Consider the following 16356-nt stretch of genomic DNA (forward strand, 5'->3'; position numbering starts at 1 on the left):
GTCAGTCGTCGTGCAGCAGTTCCTCGCGCAGGGCCCCCAGGGTGCGCGTGAGCAGGCGTGAGACGTGCATCTGGGACATGCCGATCTCCTCGCCGATCTCCCGCTGCGTCATCTCCTGTCCGAAGCGCATCCGCAGGATGCGCGTGGTGCGTTCGTCGAGCCCGGACAGGAGCGGGGCCAGGGCGTGCAGGTCCTCGACCGTCTCCAGCGCGGGGTCGGCGCCGCCCAGGGTCTCGGCCAGGCTGTGCGCGGACCGGGAGGGTCCGGGGGCCGACTCGCGACCTTCGGCGGGACCCGCGGGGGCGTCGAGCGACTGGGCGGAGTAGCCGTTCGCCGCGACCAGGCCCTGGCGGACCTCCTCCTCGTCGAGGTCGAGGTGCGCGGCGAGTTCGGCGGGGGTGGGGGCCTGGCCCGTCGCGGCGGTCAGGTCCTCCGTGGTCCTCGCCAGCAGTGACCGCAGCTCCTGGAGGCGGCGGGGTACCCGTACGGTCCAGGTGGTGTCCCGGAAGTGCCGCTTGATCTCGCCCGTGATGTACGGCAGGGCGAGGGTGGAGAACTGGGTGTTGCGGTCGAGTTCGTACCGGTCGATGGCCTTGATCAGCCCGATCACGCCGACCTGCACGATGTCCTCGTTCTCCGGGCCGCCCGGGCGGTCCCGGAACGGCCGTGCGGCGAAGTTCACCAGGGAGATGTTCATCTCGATCAGGGTGTTGCGCACGTACTGGTACTCGGGGGTGCCCTCTTCCAGGCTCCTCAGGCGTTCGAAGAACACCCGCGTCAGCTGCCGGGCCTCGCCCGGGTCCACCTCACGGGGGCAGGGGACGTCCGGCAACCCGTCGAACGCGGTCGCGTCCGCGGGGGTTCCCGCGACGTGACACGAGGCCGCGGGCGCAGGGGGCGCCGTGGCCGGTGTCGTCCGGGTCGTCACCTCGGCAGTGGCCGTAAAGGTCATCGTCTCCGCTCCTTGGGCACGTGGGCTTGCGGTGCGTGGCTCGATCGTCCGTTCAAACGGAGGTCCGATTCCGCTCACCCTGCACCCTGCCCGGTGAACGGACACACGTCAAGTGATACCGGAAAAACATTTCTGGATTTGCCTTTCGTGAGTGGCCGCCCAAGAATGGCCGGGTGGAGAACGAGCACGTGGGGTCCCGCCGCAACCGCTGGACCTTCCTGACCAACCACGCCCGGGTCCTGATCGCCATCGCGCGCGACCCGGGAGTCCGCCTGCGCGACATCGCCCTGGCCTGCGGTCTCACCGAGCGCACCGTGCAGGCGATCGTCACGGACCTGGAGGCCGACGGGTACCTCACCCGGACCCGTGACGGCCGGCGCAACCGCTACGTCATCGCCCCCGGGGCGCGCTTCCGCCACCCGGCCGAGGCCGACCACGAGATCGCCGGCCTGCTCGCCTACCTCGCCGCCCCGTTGGCCGCACCGACACCGCCCCCTGTCGGGGGAGCGGCCGCCGACGCCCCCGCCGACCGGGGACCCCGCGCGACGGCGTAGCCCCCGGCCGGTGCGGACACGGGGCCGGGTCGTCCGGGCGGCCGCCCCGACCCCGGTCAGGCGCCCTCGCCGAGCACCCCGCGGATCAGCTCCTTCTGGTCCTCGGACAGGTAGGGGTCCTGGAGGTCGACCGCCCGGCCGTCGACGGTGATCCGGTAGTGGTAGCCGTCCGCCGTGGACGTGACGGCCCGGTGCGCCAGGCCCTCCCACCGGGGCGCGTCCCGGCGGCCCGTGGTGTCGAGCTCGCGCTCCTTCTCGATCCCGGCGAACCCTCCGGTGCGGGTGACGGTGATCAGCATGGTCCCCTGCCTTCCCTTCCTGTTCCGGTGTCCCGCCGCGTGACCCGGCCGGGCCCGCCGCGGCGGGGGCGGCCCCTCGACCGCCTCCGCCTCGGCTGCCCCGCATCGCGGCCGCGTCCCGGCGCGCGGCCCCGCACGCCGCGGATCGGCCGGAAAGCGCCGTCCTGTGGCCGACGGGCGCCCCCGCGCCCGGTGTCCCCGCTGCCGCGCCGCCGCAGCCGTGCGACGTGTGAGCCGGCCGAGGGAGCGGCGCCGCCGGGCGCGCGCGCCGCGGACCCGGCCCGCCGGGCCCGCGTGATGATCGCCTCAGCCGCCCGGCACCCGCGGTGCGCACCACCGCGGCCGCGGCGGCCGACCGTGATCCGCTCCCGGCCGTCCGCCGACGGCAGAGAGGTGCAGTGCCGTGCGCGCCTTCGCGATCGACGCCTTCGGGCGGACCCCGCAGCTCCAGGACCTGCCCCGGCCCGAACCCGGGCCCGGCGAGGTGCAGCTCCAGGTCCGCGCGGCCTCGGTGAACCCGATCGACTGGAAGGTGGCCGCCGGCGCGCTGGCCGCCCCCGGCGCCGAGTTCCCCTTCCCCCTCACCCTCGGCTTCGACTTCGCCGGCCGGGTCACCGCCGCCGGTGACGGCGCGGCCTGGGAGGTGGGGCAGGAGGTCTTCGGGATGCGCCTGCCCTCGGCACCGGAGCGGAGCCCCCACGGCTCCTACGCCGAGTACATGACCGCCTCCGCCGAGACGGCGGCGATGGCCGCCCGGCCGGAAGGGCTGGACGCGGTGTCCGCGGCCGCCCTCCCGATGACCGGCGGCACCGCACTGGCGCTGACCCGCTGGGTCGACCCGGCCGAGGGCGAGACCCTGCTCGTGGTCGGGGCGGCCGGGGGAGTGGGCTCATACGTGCTCCAACTGGCCGCCGCGCGCGGCGCCCACGTGATCGCGGTCGCCGCCGGCGACGACCACGCCTACGTCCGCTCCCTCGGCGCCCGGGAGGCGATCGACCACCGCACCACCGACGTCGCCGGAGCCGTACGGGCCGCCCGGCCCGGGGGAGTCGACGCGGTCCTCGACCTCGTCGACGACCGCGAGACGCTCATGACCGGGATCGCCCCCCTGGTCCGGGACGGCGGCCGCCTGGCCACCACCGTCTTCGCCGCCGACACCGACGCCCTCGGGGCCCGCGGCGTGCGCGCGGTCAACTTCGGCTACCGCGCCACGGACCGGGACATGGCCGAACTCGCCGGACTCGTCACGTCCGGGGCCCTGCACGTCGCGCAGACGACGACCTTCCCCCTGACGGCCATGGACGAGGCCTACACCGCCTCCACCACCGGCCACGTCCGCGGGAAGCTCGTCGTCACCACGGGCTGAGCCCGCCACCGCCCGAACGCACCGCCCGAACGCACCGCCCCGGCCCCGGCCGGGGCGGCCGTCGGTTTGCCGGGGGAACGGCAGGGCACGCGCGGACCCGACGCGCACCCTCCCCGACCCCGACACCACCGAGGAGCCATGAACGGCGTTCTGAGACTGCTGATCGTCCTGGGCGGTTCCGTCCTGCTCACCCTCGCGGCCGGCTGGCTCGCCGACCTGCTGCTGAGGCGCGCGGACGCCCGCCACCCCGAGACCCCCCTGTGGAGCCTGCTGCGCCGCTGCGCACTGCCGCTGCGCGTCCTCCTGCTGGCCGCCCTGCTGCGCGGGTCGTACCGGCAGATCGCGTGGCAGCCCCTCCAGGCGCACGAGGCGGCCGCGGGCAGGACCCTCTCGCTGGTGACCATCGGAGCGAGCGCCTGGTGCGTCGTCCACATCACCTCGGCGGTGGTCGAGTCCTCCTACGCCCGCTACGCCGCCGGCACCCGCGACCCGTCCAGGCTGCGCCGCGTCCGCACGCAGGTCACCCTCATCATGAGGATCGTCACGGCCGTCGTCGCACTGGTCGCGGCGGCCGCGATGCTGCTCACCTTCCCCGACTTCCGCACCGTCGGCACCTCGGTACTGGCCTCCGCGGGCCTCATCGGCATCGTCGCCGGCGTGGCCGCCCAGTCCACCCTCGGCAACCTCTTCGCCGGGTTCCAGATCGCCTTCGGCGACCTGGTGCGCATCGGCGACACCGTCGTCGTCGACGGCGAGTGGGGCGTCGTCGAGGAGGTCACGCTCACCTTCCTCGCCGTGCGCACCTGGGACGAGCGCCGCATCACCATGCCCGTCTCCTACTTCACCGGCAAACCCTTCGAGAACTGGTCCCGCGGCGGGATCCAGATGACCGGAACCGTCTTCCTGCACTGCGACCACAGCGCCCCCGTGCCGCTGATCCGCGAACGGCTCAGGGAGATCCTCGACGGCTGCGCGGCGTGGGACGGCCGCGGCTGGGACCTCGCGGTCACCGACACCACCCCCACCACCGTCGTCCTGCGGGCCATCGTCACCGCCAAGGACCCCGACGACCTGTGGACCGCCCGCTGCACGGTGCGCGAGCAACTCGTCGCCTGGATCGCCGAGAAGCACCCCTACGCCCTCCCGCGCGTCTCCACCTCCCCGGCCGTCCCCGCACCCCGCGAGGTCCCGGAGCCCGGACGCACACGCAGGTTTCACGACGGGTGACGGGGCCAGACGCGGCACGGGCGCACGCGGCGACCCGGCCCGTCCGAGCCCACCCGATCCGAGCGACCCGTCCGATCCACCCCTGATCCACCCGATCACGAGGAAAGGGAGTCGACCCATGTCGAACGTGTCACGGCTGCCGGGCCGAGCGGAACACCACTGGACGTGGCAGGAGCGAGCCGCCTGCCGCGACCTCGGCCCGGACCGGTTCTTCCACCCGGCCGGCGAGCGCGGCGAGGACCGCGCCGAACGCGACGAGGCGGCCAGGGAGATATGCGCGCCGTGCCCGGTGCAGCTGGAGTGCCTGCGCCACGCCCTGCGCGTGCAGGAGCCCTACGGGGTGTGGGGCGGCCTGACCGAGGAGGAGCGCCGTCCCCTGTACGCCGGAGCCGCATCCTCCGGGTAGGCCCGGCGGCGTGAGGGCCCCGGTCCGGCCCAGGGCGGCGCCGGCCTGTGCGAGGGCCCGGTCCGGCCCGGAGTGCCTCCGGGCGGCGCGATCCGAACCGGCCCGTGGCGTGATCACAGGGGCCGACGGGGAAGAGGCGAAGGTATGCCCCGTCTCGCACGTCCCTTCCTTCCCCTCCGCCACACCGCGCGCCGCCTGGCGGCCGGGCGGCGGGACCCCGTGGTGGTGCAGAGCGTACGGTCCACCGGGGCCGCGGTGATCTCGTACGTGGTCGCGCTCCACCTCAGCAGCGAGCCCGCGCCGCTGACGGCACCGCTCACGGCCCTGCTCGTCGTCCAGGTCACCCTCTACTCCACGCTCACCACCGGCATCCGCCGCGTGAACTCCGTCGTGGCCGGGGTGCTGGTCGCGATCGGCTTCAGCGCGCTCGTGGGCCTGACCTGGTGGAGCCTCGGGCTCGTCATCCTGGCCTCGCTGGTGGTCGGACACCTGGTCAGGGTGGACGAGTTCATCCCCGAGGTGGCGATCAGCGCGATGCTGGTCCTCGGCGTCACCCGGGTGGCCGACACGGCCTGGGACCGGGTGCTGGAGACGCTGATCGGAGCGGTGGTCGGACTCGCCTTCAACCTCCTGTTCGCCCCGCCCGTCTGGGTGGAGCCCGCCCGCCGGGCGATCGACGACCTCGCCGCCCGCATGGCCGCCCTGATGACCGGCATGGCCGACGAACTCACCGGGCGCACCACCGTCGCCGAGGCCGCGACCCGGCTGCACGAGGCCCGCCGGCTCGACAACGACATCGCCGAGGTCGACGCCGCGCTGCGCCAGGCGGAGGACAGCCTCCGGATGAACCCGCGCGTCCGGGAGGGGCTGATGTTCCGGCTGGTCCTGCGCACGGGCCTCGACACCCTCGAGATCTGCGCGGTCGTGCTGCGCGTCTCGGCCCGGGCGCTCACCGACCTGGCGAAGGCCCGCACCGACGAGCCGCTGTTCTCCGCGCCCGTGACCCGGGCCCTCCAGGACCTGTTCGGCCACATGGCCCTCGCCGTCCACAGCTTCTCCCGGCTGATCACCGCCCAGGTCACCACCAACGCCGAGGAGCAGGAGGAACGGCTCGCACGGGAGCTGGGCATGGCGCGGGAGGCCCGCGACCTCCTGGCGCGGCTGCTCCTCGAACAGCTGCACACCGCGCCGGCGCAGTGGCAGCTGCACGGCGCCCTGCTCGCCGACGTCGACCGGGTACTGGACGAACTCGACGTGGACAAGCGTTCCCAGCGCCTCATGGAGGAACTGGACCGCCACTCCCGGCTGCGCTACGAGGGCGGCACCCCCCTCCAGCGCGCCCTGCGCCGCGCGGCCCGGCGGTAGGGGGTGCCCGGATGCGCGGGGCCGATAGGCCGATGTGCTGATAACACGACTCGGCGGCAGGGAGGTTGCCCGGGCCGTCGCGACCACCGGGGGAAGCTCGAGCCGTCACACCTTTCCCGAAGGAGCGCTTGATGAGCCGTGAGTACCGAGCCAAGCCCCCGCTCGGCCCGCTTCCACGGAGCAGGACCTGGACGGCGGGAGGCGCTTTGGCCTCGCTCTCACTCGTGCTGGTCGGTGTCGTCGGCCCCGTCGCGGTGGCGGACGGGCACGCCGGTCCGGGGGCGACCGCCGCCGGCCGCCCGGCCGACGACTGCCACGGCAGGCCCCACCACTTCGACGGCCGCCCGCTCGACGCGCTGCCGCCGGACCGCGACAAGTGCCGCGGAGGCAAGGGAGCCACGGGCCCGATGGGCCCGCAGGGCCCGGCCGGCCCCAAGGGCGACACGGGTCCGGCCGGCCCCAAGGGCGACACGGGCCCGACGGGCCCCCCGGGCCCGTCCGGCCGCGGCGACAACGGCACCCCAGGCGCGACGGGCGCGATGGGCCCGGCCGGTCCGGCGGGCATGGCGGGCGCCACCGGCCCCCAGGGTCCGGACGGCCCGCCGGGCGCCACGGGTGCGACCGGCGCCACGGGCCCGACGGGCGCCACCGGCGCGGACGGTGCCACAGGTGCGACGGGTGCGGACGGAGCGAGGGGCGCGACCGGCCCGGACGGTGCCACAGGTCCCACTGGTGCCACAGGTTCGGTGGGTGCGGATGGTGCCACGGGGCCGACGGGGCCGACCGGTGCAACGGGCCCTGACGGGGCGGCGGGTGCGACCGGCGCGGATGGTGCCACAGGTCCGACAGGTCCGACAGGTCCGACCGGTGCGACGGGTGCCGTCGGTCCTCAGGGTGCGACAGGTGCGGTCGGTGCCACAGGTGCCACAGGTGCGGCCGGTGCCACAGGTCCGACGGGTGCTGATGGTGCCACAGGCCCGACGGGTGCGACCGGGGCCACGGGGGCCATTGGTCCTCAGGGTGCGACGGGTCCAGATGGCGCTACGGGCCCGACTGGGGCGACGGGTGCGGCCGGCCCTCAGGGTGCAACTGGTGCGACCGGGCCGAGCGGTATGACGGGTGCGGCGGGTGCCACGGGGCCTCAGGGCGCGACCGGTCCGGCGGGCGCGACGGGAGCCACAGGTGCCACTGGTCCGGCGGGTGCCACGGGTGCGACCGGTGCTCAAGGGGCCACCGGTGCCACCGGCGCGACCGGTTCCCCGGGGGCTGCCGGTGCCGCAGGTGCTGCGGGTGCGACTGGTCCCCAAGGCGCCACGGGTGCTACGGGTGCTACGGGCACCACCGGACCACAAGGCGCGACGGGTGCGACCGGCGCGACCGGTCCGCAGGGTCCGACCGGCCCGGTCGGCGCCACAGGCGCCACAGGCGCCACGGGTGCGACTGGTGCGACTGGTGCGACTGGTGCCACCGGTACCACGGGGCCGTGTTCCGGCATCGCCTTCGAGAGCCGTGCCGCCGAGGACTTCCAGGCCGTCCTCACCGGCGGCCGGACCTACGCGGGCCGGGCTCCGGCGAACGGGGGGACCATCGTCTGGCAGGACCTCACCAACACCGTCGCGACGTCGACGGACCCGGTGAACCCGAACTACCCGGCGGGCGTTTGCGGCGTCTCCATCGGTTCCCAGGGCGGCGACGCATGGGTCAAGGTGGTGACGGCGTCGGGGCAGGTCTGGCAGACGCACGGCGACGTCAACGGCACGAGCTTCGTCTGGGACGAGCCGTGGATCCAGAACGCGACCCCCAGGCCGGCGGTGCTCCGCTCCGCCGGCCCGGAGACCGCCGCGGGGGCCGCGCCGCGCCACTAGGCCCCCTCGACCGCACGGGCTCAGCGGTCCTCGCGGAGCGTGCGGGCGCGGTCCTCCTGGACCGTGCGGCCCGGTGCGGGACCGCCGGTGCCGCCTGTCTGACGGCCGGGCGGCCGCGGCCGGTCCGCTGCGCGCCCGCCCGCAGCCGGGCGGCGGACACCGGGGCCCTCCTGTCGGGCGTGTCGCGGGCCGCCGGGCCTGCCCTGCCCGCCGGCCCGGCTACGCGGGTTCCCCCGCCACCGGCCCGGGGTCCCCGTGCAGCCCGGAGCAGAGCAGGTCGAACGCCTGGGCGACGGCCGGGGCGACGGCGTCCCGGGCGTTCGCGGGCGGTTCGCCGGACATGATGCGCCGCCGGAGCTCGCGGAGCGCGGCGCGGTGCGTTCCGGCGAGGGCGCCGGCCAGGTACGCGGGCGGCGGGGGGCCGGTGCGGCCGGGCGCCCGCGGGTCGTGCGGCGGACGTTCGGCGAGGGCGGCCGCCAGGGCCGCCTCGGCGCGTTCGCCGATCTCGCGTTCGCGGGCGAGCAGGGCCGGGCTGTCCAGGACCACCTGCCAGAACGCGGGCGCTCCGGGCCGGAGGCCGAGCATCGGATCGTCGCGCCCCAGGGCGGACAGCAGGTCCTCGCGGACGGCGGCGACCGGGCAGGCGTCCGGTGCCCGGTCGCGCACCAGGGCGGCCAGGTGCTCCACGGCCTCGGCCTGGCGGTCGAAGAACAGGTCCTCCTTGGCCGGGAAGTAGTTGAACACGGTGTTCGTGGACACCCCCGCCCGCCGTGCCACCTCGGCGACCGTCACCCGGTCGAATCCGTGCTCCAGGAACAGCGGCAGCGCCGCGTCCGCGATCGCCGTCCGCGTCTGCTGCTTCTTGATCTCTCTCAGGCCCACGCCCCACATGATAGTGTCACCACAAATTTGGAGTGACACCAAGATTTTTGGGGGCGCAACATGGCCATGACCTTCGGCATCTACCCCGGCGGTCTCCTGGGGGACGAGCGGGGGATCGTCCACCCCGTCTCCCCGGACGCACCGGACCGCATCAACGAGGCCCTCGACGAGCTCCAGGGAGACGCGGCCACGCTGTCCGTGCGCGCCTACCGCTCGTTCGCCGCCACCGTGACGCCGTACGGACCCACGCCCGCCGATCCGCACGCCTACCTCCGGCGCGGCCGCACCCTCGACCTCGTGCTCCAGTTCCGTGAGCCGTCCGGCGTGCTGGACGGATGGCCGGAGTTCGTCCGCGAGGCCGTCCGCGGCGGCGGCCCCGGCCTCGCGTCCGTCCAGATATGCGAGGAGCCCAACCTCGACCTCCCGCCCGTCGACGGCAGCGTCCCCAACGTCCTGGAGGCACTGGTCCGGGGTGTGGTCGCCGCGAAGGAGGAGGCCCGCTCCCTCGGCCGCCGCGTGGCCGTCGGGTTCAACGCCGTGCCGTCCTTCGACCCCGCCGACACCTTCTGGTCCGACCTGGGCGCCCTGGGCGGCCCGCGCTTCCGGCAGAGCCTGGACTACGTCGGACTCGACTTCTTCCCGGACGTGTTCCGGCCCGTCGCCGCCGGCCGGCTGGCGGACGCGGTCACCGCGGTCCTCACCTCGTACCGGAGCACCAGCCTGCCGGAGGCCGGCATCCCCGCCACCGTCCCGATCCGCATCTGCGAGAACGGCTGGCCCACCGGCCCCGGACGCGACGAGCGGCGGCAGGCGGCGGTCCTGGACACGGTCATCCGGACCACGGCCTCCCTCGCCGCCGAGCTGAACATCGACGGCTACTCGCTCTTCGCCCTGCGCGACGCCGACAGCGGCGCCGAGGGCCTCTTCCCCCACTTCGGCCTGCTGCGCGACGACTACACCCCGAAGGCGGCCTTCGCGGCCTACCGCGACCTCATCGGCGCACTGGGAGCACCGGCCTCCGCGCCCCGCTGACCCGCGGCGGGCGCCCGCCGCGGAGCGGTCAGGGCGCGCCGCGCCGCTCCAGCAGGTAGGCCGCCGTGCGGGCGACGACCCGGTCCCCGTCGCGCGTCAGATCCGCCAGGGCACGGGACGCCGTGCCTCCGGGGACGTCCGCGAGCGCCTGGACCAGCCGCAGCCGGGCGGACGCGCCGACCGCGCCGTGGCCCAGGCGCTCGCGGAGCCCGGTGGCGATGCGGTCCGCCAGCGCGGGATCGGCGGCCAGCGCGCCCAGCGCGTCGGCCGCGTCGACGTCGTTCGCCCCGTCGACGACCATGCCGGTGAGCTCCGGGACCGCCGCCGCCACCCCCCGCGCCCCCAGCGCGAGGGCCGCGCACCTGCGGACGACGGCGTCGCGGTCCGCCAGCGCCTCCTCCAGCAGCGCGGTCGCCCCGGGCAGCGGGATCTCCGCGAGGGCCCGCGCGGCGCGTCTCCTCACCTCGGCCCCCGGCGCCCGCAGCCCCTCCGCGAGGAGGCCGACCCCCTGCCCACCGGCCCGGGCCAGCGCCCAGCGCAGGGCGCCGGCGACGTTCGGATCCGTCTCGCCCAACGCGGCCTCGACCAGCGCCTCCACCGGCGCCGTACCGCCCTCGGCCGCCGACAGGGCCGCCTGCTGGCGCTCCCCGGCGCTCGGCGACCTCAGCGCCTGCAACAGGGCGACGACCCGCAGCACCTCCTCCCACCCGGCGGGCTCCGCGGCACCGATCCGCTCCAGCCGGGTGAGGAGCCGGGTCTCGGCGGCGATGCGCTCCCGCACCTGCCGCACCAGGTCGTCGAGGAGCCCGGACGGGGTGAAGCCGGGATCGTCCAGAGCCCGGGCGACGTCGCGCAGCCCGAGCCCCAGCGACCGCAGGCTCTCGATGTGGAAGATCCGCCGGACGTCCTCGTCCCCGTACTCCCGGTAGCCCGCCCCCGTACGGCCGGTCGGCCGCAGCAGGCCGAGCGACTCGTAGTGCCGGAGCATCCGGGCGCTGACCCCCGACCGCCGCGCCACCTCACCGATCAACACCGCCCGTCCACTCCCTCCGTCCGACCCGCCTACCCTCCGACCATGATCCGCTTCGCCTCCTCCACGGCGAACCCGAACCCGGCGTCCGGGTCGAGCACGAGCCGTTCCGTCGCGAGCGCGTGCTCGCGCACCCCGTCGGCCGGTCCCGCCCCCGCGGCGCGCAGCACCGGCAGCACCTCCTCGCCCAGCGCGACGAACGCCCGGCTGAGGCTCAGCCGCGTCTCCCGCCCGCCGCGCCCGAGCTGCGTCGCCAGCACGGCGGCCAGCTCCAGCCGCTCCGCGCCCCCGGGCACCAGGACGACCGCCGCCCGCCAGGCGCTGCGCGCCACCGCGTCGTCGGGGTCGGTCAGCAGCCCCCGGCCGATCGCCGGCCACGCCCCCCGGTCCCCGATCTTGGACAGCGTGTGCAGGGCCTGGCTGCGCGCCTGGGCGCACTCCGAGCCCAGCACGTCCACCAGCCGGGGCACCGTCACCGCGCACGGATGGCGGGTCAGCGCCCAGGTCAGCATGTCGCGCACGAAGAACTCCGGCTCGACCGCGCACCGTTCGACCAGCGCGCCGACCGACCGGGGGTCCGCCGCCGACCCCACCTCCAGGGCCGCCCTCAGCCGTACCTGCGCACTGTCGTGCCCCAGCCCCTCCAGGGCCCGCTCCAGGGCCTCTTCCCCGTTCCGCGTGATCATCGGGACCACCTCCTCGGCGGAGAGTGAAGACCTTGCCACCGTGTCAAGGTCAAGCCGGTCCGCCGGCCGCCCGGGCCCGGCGGCCGGCGCCGCGCACGGCGTTGTTACGGTCGCCGCATGGGGAACTGGGACGCGGACGCGGTCCGCACACGCATCCGGGAGTTGGCCGCCGGGGACCCCGAGCGGGAGCGCTCCGGCGCGCCGACGCACCGGTACGCGCTGGCGCCGCGGCTGCCGGAGACGCGGATCCGGGCGTTCGAGGAGTCCCACGGCATCGGACTGCCGGCGGAGTACCGGTCCTTCGTCGCGGAGGTGGGCGACGGCCCGGCGGGGCCCGCCCACGGGCTGATGCCGCTGGCCGACCCCCGGCCGGAGGCCGACGACGGGTGGGCCGTGGACGACGAGTGGGCGCAGGACCGGCTGCCGGGCCGGCTCTCCGCCCCGTTCCCGCTCACCGCACCCCTGCCCGGCCGGCTCGCGGGACGCCCCGACGCGCTCACCCCGGGCACGCTCGTGCTGGCCGAAGAGGGCTGCGGCATGTTCGTCCGGCTGGTCCTGAACGGCCCGTACGCCGGCGAGGTCTGGCGGATCGATCCGGACTGGGGCGGCTTCGTCCCGGCGAGCCCGGGGTTCCGCGCCTGGTACACCGATTGGCTGGAGGGTGCGTGAGGCCTCCCCGCGACGGGGTCGCGGGGAGGTCCGCGCCGGGCCGGGGGCGCGGCGGGTGACGACGGGTCAGCAGCCGCCGCAGTTGTAGTAGAGGACGTCCCAGTGGTTGCCCTCGTCGGCGTAGACGTTGCCCGATCCGGACTGCCACATGGGGGCGCCGTCGCCGCGTACACCGATGTAGGCGAACGTGTTCTTGACGTAGTTGGTGAGGCACGTGGCCTTCGCGTAGTCGAGCTTGTAGCCGTTCCAATGCGAGTACGTTCCGCTCGCGTGGCCGGTCTCGGTGCCGCCGGTGATGTTCAGCGCACAGCCCGTGGCGGCCTTCAGCGTCTGTGCGCCCTGGGCCGTGGCCAGGTTGAGCTGCTCGAAGGAGGTACAGGTCGCGTTGTTGCGGTCCGAGCAGTTGCCGGAGGAGGACCACGTGATCCCCGCCTGGCGGAACATCGAGGTCGCCGTCGCATGGGTGATCTTGGTCGCCGCTTGGGCCGGGGTCGTGCCGGTCAGCGCTCCGAACCCCGGGGCGAACAGCGCGCCGAGGACGAGGAAGAGGGCGGTGAGGACGGATCGGGTCTTCACGTGCGGAAGCCTCCTGCCGGGTGGGCGTGAGAGGGGGGCCGTGTCCGTGCGGGTCGATCACCGCGATGGTGCCCGAACCGGCCGCCGGTGCGCCAGAGGGCCGACCCGAGGGGACCGGTCCGCGCACGGGAAGCGGCCCACCCCCGGGGAGCGCGGCGCGGCCCGCGCCCGCTGAATCCTTTCCCCGGTACGACTGATCCCCCCGCACGGGTGGCCCTTGGGCCGCACCGCGGCCCCGGCGCCGGACGGCCCCCCTATAAACGGGGTGTCCTCCACCCCGATGCCTCCACCGATGGGTCGTCACACCATGCTGAACGCCGCGCTGCGGGTGCTCGCCGCCACTTTCGTCCTCTCCGCCGCCCTGACGCCGAACGCCGCCGCGGCGGTCCCGGCGGCGGCCGACGACTCCACCGCGCCCTGCGGGCCGGTCGTCGAGTACCGGGCCTGGGACTGGTGGCGCACCACCACGAACCCGCGGATCGCCCCCACGGTCGCGTCCACCGCGTCGAGCGAGCGCTGGCAGTGGCGCAACGACGTCAACACCCTGTGGCGCGGCGACACCAGGGAGAACGTCGAGGAGATCTTCCGGACCGGCTTCACCCCGCGCGGCGACCAGCTCATCCCCCTGGCGGAGTACATCGTCAAGGGCGGCGGCCAGCTCAGCGCGCACCTCAGCACCAGCTGCGACCAGTCGGTGGCCAAGCGGTTCGCGACGTACGGCGCCGAGAAGACCGGGTGGGTGTACGAGATCTACGCGCCCGGCGGCATCGACGTCAACGCGACGGCCCGCGTGAACGACTACCAGTCCCCGTACCTGTGGAACAAGGAGATCGACTTCCCGGGCGGGGTCCAGGGCAACTTCATCAAGGGCGCGTGCAAGTACCGCCTGACGGGCACGGACCCGGTCACCAACGACAAGACCTGGGAGCAGCTCGGCTGCAAGGACAACGCGGGCTTCGCCCCCTACGCGAGCGACCGCGCCGCCTACGCCCTCGCGCACTGACCCCGCCCGGGCCCCCGGGCCCGCCGGTGCGCCCGGCGGGCCCGGGGCCGGGTGCCGGGCCGCCGGCGGTCAGAAGCCCCAGGGGCTGAGTTCGGTGATGGCCGCGAACAGGTGGCCCCACACGTCCGCCGCCGGGGACTCCTCGTCCACCGCGAGCGGTTCGAGGGCGGCGACCTCGCGGAGGAAGTCCCGGTGGCCGGTCTCGCCCGGGTACGGGTCCCAGCACGCGCCCTTGAACCGGTACACCGCCTCCAGCAGCCGCACGAACGTCTCGGTGTCCCGGGCGAGGGCGAACGGTTCGCCGTCGTTGCGGACCATCGACACCGCGCCCGTGGCGGGGTGGACGAACACCTTGCCGGCGTCGGCGTACCTCAGGTCGAAGGTGCCCAGGTGCAGCAGGCCGTTCGCCTCGGGCTCCAGCCCGTACGCCTTCCCGTCGGCCCACGCCAGGGTGAACGTGGCGACGCCGGCGGCGAACCACGTCGGCAGCCCCGCCGTCACGGCCAGCTCCCGCGTCGGCGCGTGCGTCAGCGCGGCGGGCAGCTGCTCCCGGGCCAGCACCACCGTCCCCTCCGCGTCGAAGGACTCCTCCAGGCGGGCGGCGTCCAGGGGCGCCTCGGCGGGCGACGGTCCGGCGAACCACGGACGCTCCTCGCCCCAGGAGAGCGCCTCGTGCTCCTCGCGCCCGTCGGCCGCACCGGCGTTGTGCTCCAGGACGACGACGCCGCGCGGATCGGAGAACATGACGCGGCCGCCCGGCAGCGGTGCGGGCTCCTCCCAGGCGTCGGGCTGGTGGAGGCCGTGGTCCCCGTCCTCGGGGTCGAAGAGGACGGGCCCCTCGGCGGGGGCGTCGTACGGCCGCTCGGCGAACTCGCCGTCGGCGGGGGCCGGTACCCGCGCCCCGGTGGCCGGATCGAGCCAGAGCTCCTCGCTCGTGTGGGACCGCAGCCTCAGCAGGAGGCGGCCGTCCGGGGCCTCGTGGACCTCGACGCCGCCGTCCCCGCTCAGGTTAGGCCGGGCCCGGTAGGCGCCGACCGGCCGCCACCAGGCCCACACCGTCCGCCACGGCATGCCGGGCTCGGCCGCCGCGACCCGGTCGGCGTAGGCGTCGTGGCCCAGCACCTTCGCGCCGAAGTGCAGCCAGGAGGCGAACTCCGGCCGCGGCACCTCGGCCCCGTCGAGGATCGCGACGGCCTGGGCGTAGGCCTCGCGGCCCGCTCCGCCCCCCGTGGCGGGCAGGCCGGCGAGGGCCACCGGACCGGCGGCGAGCAGGTCGGCGGGGGAGGAGAACAGGGTGTCGAGATCATCGCGCGTCATGGCGCCATGCTGCCACCCGCCGCTGACAGCGCGGCCCGCGGGACGGCCCGCACCGGTGCGGGCCGTCCCGCCGCCCGGCCCGCCACGAGCCGGCCGGGCCGGCGGTGCGGCCGGGGTCCGTCAGCCGTTCAGGTTGTGCATGTACTCCGGGGCGTAGCGGTCGCCGGAGGCGACGCCGCGCGGGGCCACCGCCTCGATCGCGGCGATGTCCTCGTCGGTGATCGTGACACCGGTGGCGGCGACGTTCTCCTCCAGGTAGGTGCGCCGCTTCGTGCCCGGGATCGGCACCGCGCCCCGGCGCAGCACCCAGGCGAGGGCCAGCTGGGAGGGGGTGACCGACTTGGCCTGCGCCAGGCGCCGGACGGCGTCGACGACGGCGAGGTTGCGGGAGAAGTTCTCCCCCTGGAAGCGGGGGTCGGTGCGGCGGAAGTCGTCCTCGGCGAAGTCGTCGGGGCTGGTGATGGCGCCGGACAGGAAGCCGCGCCCCAGCGGGGAGTAGGCGACGAGGCCGATGCCGAGTTCGTCGAGGGCGGCCCGCACCCCGTTGTCCTCCAGGCCCCGCTCGAAGAGGGAGTACTCGGTCTGCACGGCCGTCAGGGGGTGGACGGCGTGCGCCCGGCGGATGGTGGCCGCGGCGGCCTCGCTGATGCCGAGGTAGCGGACCTTGCCCGCGGTGACCAGCTCCGCCATGGCGCCGATGCTCTCCTCGACCGGGACGTCCGGGTCGACGCGGTGCAGGTAGTACAGGTCGATGTGGTCGGTGCCCAGGTGGCGCAGCGAGCGTTCGGCGGCGCGGTGGATGTACTCGCGGCGGCCGTTGTGGCCGTGGACGACGCCGTCGTCGTCGATCTCGATACCGGTCTTGGTGGCGATGACCACCCGGTCGCGGCGGCCGGCGACGGCCTTGCCGACGAGCCGCTCGTTGAGGAAGGGGCCGTAGCCCTCGGCGGTGTCGAGCAGGGTGACGCCCAGTTCCAGGGCGCGGTCGATGGTGGCCAGGGATTCGGCCTCGTCGGTGGCGCCGTAGAAGGCGCTCATGCCCATGCAGCCGAGGCCTTCGGCGCCGACGTGGAGGCCCTGGGAGCCGAGTGCGTGCAGTTCCATGGTGTTCTCCTGGGGGGAAGAGA

17 protein-coding genes are annotated in these 16356 nt (G+C 75.2%); 9 read left to right on the forward strand and 8 right to left on the reverse strand.

Going from position 1 to position 16356, the window contains the following annotated elements:
* Position 1: 1 nt before the first annotated feature.
* Entirely contained in the window at positions 2 to 952 is a 951-nt protein-coding gene (locus ACIRBY_RS02705) for a SigB/SigF/SigG family RNA polymerase sigma factor (protein ID WP_403894989.1), read from the reverse strand.
* 173 nt (positions 953 to 1125) lie between these two features.
* On the opposite strand from ACIRBY_RS02705, the gene ACIRBY_RS02710 reads away from it, so the two are divergent.
* Positions 1126 to 1506 (forward strand): helix-turn-helix transcriptional regulator, encoded by a 381-nt coding sequence (locus ACIRBY_RS02710; protein ID WP_403894991.1) that lies wholly within the window; start codon positions 1126 to 1128, stop codon positions 1504 to 1506.
* 56 nt (positions 1507 to 1562) lie between these two features.
* Here the strand turns inward: ACIRBY_RS02710 and ACIRBY_RS02715 are convergent, their stop codons facing one another.
* Positions 1563 to 1805, reverse strand: a complete 243-nt coding sequence (locus ACIRBY_RS02715) for a protealysin inhibitor emfourin (RefSeq protein ID WP_403894994.1) — start codon at positions 1803 to 1805, stop codon at positions 1563 to 1565.
* 403 nt (positions 1806 to 2208) lie between these two features.
* Here ACIRBY_RS02715 and ACIRBY_RS02720 point away from each other — a divergent pair, with 403 nt between their 5' ends.
* From ACIRBY_RS02720 to ACIRBY_RS02740, 5 genes are all read left to right on the forward strand, one after another.
* The gene (locus ACIRBY_RS02720; protein WP_403894997.1) at positions 2209 to 3171 is read left to right on the forward strand and encodes an NADP-dependent oxidoreductase; all 963 of its coding nucleotides are present in this window, start codon (positions 2209 to 2211) and stop codon (positions 3169 to 3171) included.
* Between the two features lie 138 nt (positions 3172 to 3309).
* Positions 3310 to 4398: a mechanosensitive ion channel family protein gene (locus ACIRBY_RS02725; protein ID WP_403894999.1), complete on the forward strand. Its 1089-nt coding sequence runs from the start codon at positions 3310 to 3312 to the stop codon at positions 4396 to 4398.
* Positions 4399 to 4516: 118 nt separating this feature from the next.
* Complete coding sequence (locus ACIRBY_RS02730) at positions 4517 to 4804, forward strand: WhiB family transcriptional regulator (protein WP_403895002.1); 288 nt, start codon at positions 4517 to 4519, stop codon at positions 4802 to 4804.
* A 144-nt stretch (positions 4805 to 4948) separates the two neighbouring features.
* Complete coding sequence (locus tag ACIRBY_RS02735; protein WP_403895005.1) at positions 4949 to 6169, forward strand: aromatic acid exporter family protein; 1221 nt, start codon at positions 4949 to 4951, stop codon at positions 6167 to 6169.
* Between the two features lie 1634 nt (positions 6170 to 7803).
* Positions 7804 to 8034 carry a hypothetical protein gene (locus ACIRBY_RS02740; protein WP_403895008.1) on the forward strand — a complete coding sequence of 77 codons (231 nt, stop codon included), beginning with the start codon at positions 7804 to 7806 and terminating at the stop codon, positions 8032 to 8034.
* A gap of 219 nt (positions 8035 to 8253) precedes the next feature.
* On the opposite strand, the gene ACIRBY_RS02745 is transcribed toward ACIRBY_RS02740, so the two are convergent.
* The gene (locus tag ACIRBY_RS02745; RefSeq protein ID WP_403895011.1) at positions 8254 to 8916 is read right to left on the reverse strand and encodes a TetR/AcrR family transcriptional regulator; all 663 of its coding nucleotides are present in this window, start codon (positions 8914 to 8916) and stop codon (positions 8254 to 8256) included.
* Positions 8917 to 8976: 60 nt separating this feature from the next.
* Between ACIRBY_RS02745 and ACIRBY_RS02750 the strand changes: the two genes are divergently transcribed.
* Positions 8977 to 9948: a hypothetical protein gene (locus ACIRBY_RS02750; protein WP_403895013.1), complete on the forward strand. Its 972-nt coding sequence runs from the start codon at positions 8977 to 8979 to the stop codon at positions 9946 to 9948.
* Between the two features lie 28 nt (positions 9949 to 9976).
* On the opposite strand, the gene ACIRBY_RS02755 is transcribed toward ACIRBY_RS02750, so the two are convergent.
* Entirely contained in the window at positions 9977 to 10981 is a 1005-nt protein-coding gene (locus ACIRBY_RS02755) for a HEAT repeat domain-containing protein (RefSeq protein WP_403895016.1), read from the reverse strand.
* A 29-nt stretch (positions 10982 to 11010) separates the two neighbouring features.
* Positions 11011 to 11664 carry a HEAT repeat domain-containing protein gene (locus ACIRBY_RS02760; protein ID WP_403895019.1) on the reverse strand — a complete coding sequence of 218 codons (654 nt, stop codon included), beginning with the start codon at positions 11662 to 11664 and terminating at the stop codon, positions 11011 to 11013.
* A gap of 117 nt (positions 11665 to 11781) precedes the next feature.
* On the opposite strand from ACIRBY_RS02760, the gene ACIRBY_RS02765 reads away from it, so the two are divergent.
* On the forward strand, positions 11782 to 12333 hold the full coding sequence (locus ACIRBY_RS02765) for an SMI1/KNR4 family protein (RefSeq protein WP_403895021.1): 552 nt from the start codon (positions 11782 to 11784) through the stop codon (positions 12331 to 12333).
* Positions 12334 to 12399: 66 nt separating this feature from the next.
* Here the strand turns inward: ACIRBY_RS02765 and ACIRBY_RS02770 are convergent, their stop codons facing one another.
* Positions 12400 to 12909, reverse strand: coding sequence for a hypothetical protein (locus tag ACIRBY_RS02770; RefSeq protein ID WP_403895024.1), 510 nt, complete (start codon positions 12907 to 12909; stop codon positions 12400 to 12402).
* A 292-nt stretch (positions 12910 to 13201) separates the two neighbouring features.
* On the opposite strand from ACIRBY_RS02770, the gene ACIRBY_RS02775 reads away from it, so the two are divergent.
* Positions 13202 to 13912, forward strand: a complete 711-nt coding sequence (locus tag ACIRBY_RS02775; protein ID WP_403895027.1) for a hypothetical protein — start codon at positions 13202 to 13204, stop codon at positions 13910 to 13912.
* A 69-nt stretch (positions 13913 to 13981) separates the two neighbouring features.
* On the opposite strand, the gene ACIRBY_RS02780 is transcribed toward ACIRBY_RS02775, so the two are convergent.
* Together ACIRBY_RS02780 and ACIRBY_RS02785 are read right to left on the reverse strand one after the other, a co-directional pair.
* Positions 13982 to 15229, reverse strand: coding sequence for an SUKH-4 family immunity protein (locus ACIRBY_RS02780; protein ID WP_403895029.1), 1248 nt, complete (start codon positions 15227 to 15229; stop codon positions 13982 to 13984).
* Between the two features lie 120 nt (positions 15230 to 15349).
* The gene (locus ACIRBY_RS02785) at positions 15350 to 16333 is read right to left on the reverse strand and encodes an aldo/keto reductase (RefSeq protein WP_403895032.1); all 984 of its coding nucleotides are present in this window, start codon (positions 16331 to 16333) and stop codon (positions 15350 to 15352) included.
* Positions 16334 to 16356 lie beyond the last annotated feature (23 nt).

The organism is Streptomyces sp. NPDC096136, assembly GCF_044763325.1.
Lineage (GTDB): Bacteria > Actinomycetota > Actinomycetes > Streptomycetales > Streptomycetaceae > Streptomyces.

Bases quoted from the DNA above. Each gene is read 5' to 3' on its own strand.
- ACIRBY_RS02705 (WP_403894989.1), bottom strand. From the start codon at position 952: ATGACCTTTACGGCCACTGCCGAGGTGACGACCCGGACGACACCGGCC.
- ACIRBY_RS02715 (WP_403894994.1), bottom strand. From the start codon at position 1,805: ATGCTGATCACCGTCACCCGCACCGGAGGGTTCGCCGGGATCGAGAAG.
- ACIRBY_RS02725 (WP_403894999.1), top strand. From the start codon at position 3,310: ATGAACGGCGTTCTGAGACTGCTGATCGTCCTGGGCGGTTCCGTCCTG.
- ACIRBY_RS02730 (WP_403895002.1), top strand. From the start codon at position 4,517: ATGTCGAACGTGTCACGGCTGCCGGGCCGAGCGGAACACCACTGGACG.
- ACIRBY_RS02735 (WP_403895005.1), top strand. From the start codon at position 4,949: ATGCCCCGTCTCGCACGTCCCTTCCTTCCCCTCCGCCACACCGCGCGC.
- ACIRBY_RS02750 (WP_403895013.1), top strand. From the start codon at position 8,977: ATGGCCATGACCTTCGGCATCTACCCCGGCGGTCTCCTGGGGGACGAG.
- ACIRBY_RS02760 (WP_403895019.1), bottom strand. From the start codon at position 11,664: ATGATCACGCGGAACGGGGAAGAGGCCCTGGAGCGGGCCCTGGAGGGG.
- ACIRBY_RS02765 (WP_403895021.1), top strand. From the start codon at position 11,782: ATGGGGAACTGGGACGCGGACGCGGTCCGCACACGCATCCGGGAGTTG.
- ACIRBY_RS02775 (WP_403895027.1), top strand. From the start codon at position 13,202: ATGGGTCGTCACACCATGCTGAACGCCGCGCTGCGGGTGCTCGCCGCC.
- ACIRBY_RS02780 (WP_403895029.1), bottom strand. From the start codon at position 15,229: ATGACGCGCGATGATCTCGACACCCTGTTCTCCTCCCCCGCCGACCTG.
- ACIRBY_RS02785 (WP_403895032.1), bottom strand. From the start codon at position 16,333: ATGGAACTGCACGCACTCGGCTCCCAGGGCCTCCACGTCGGCGCCGAA.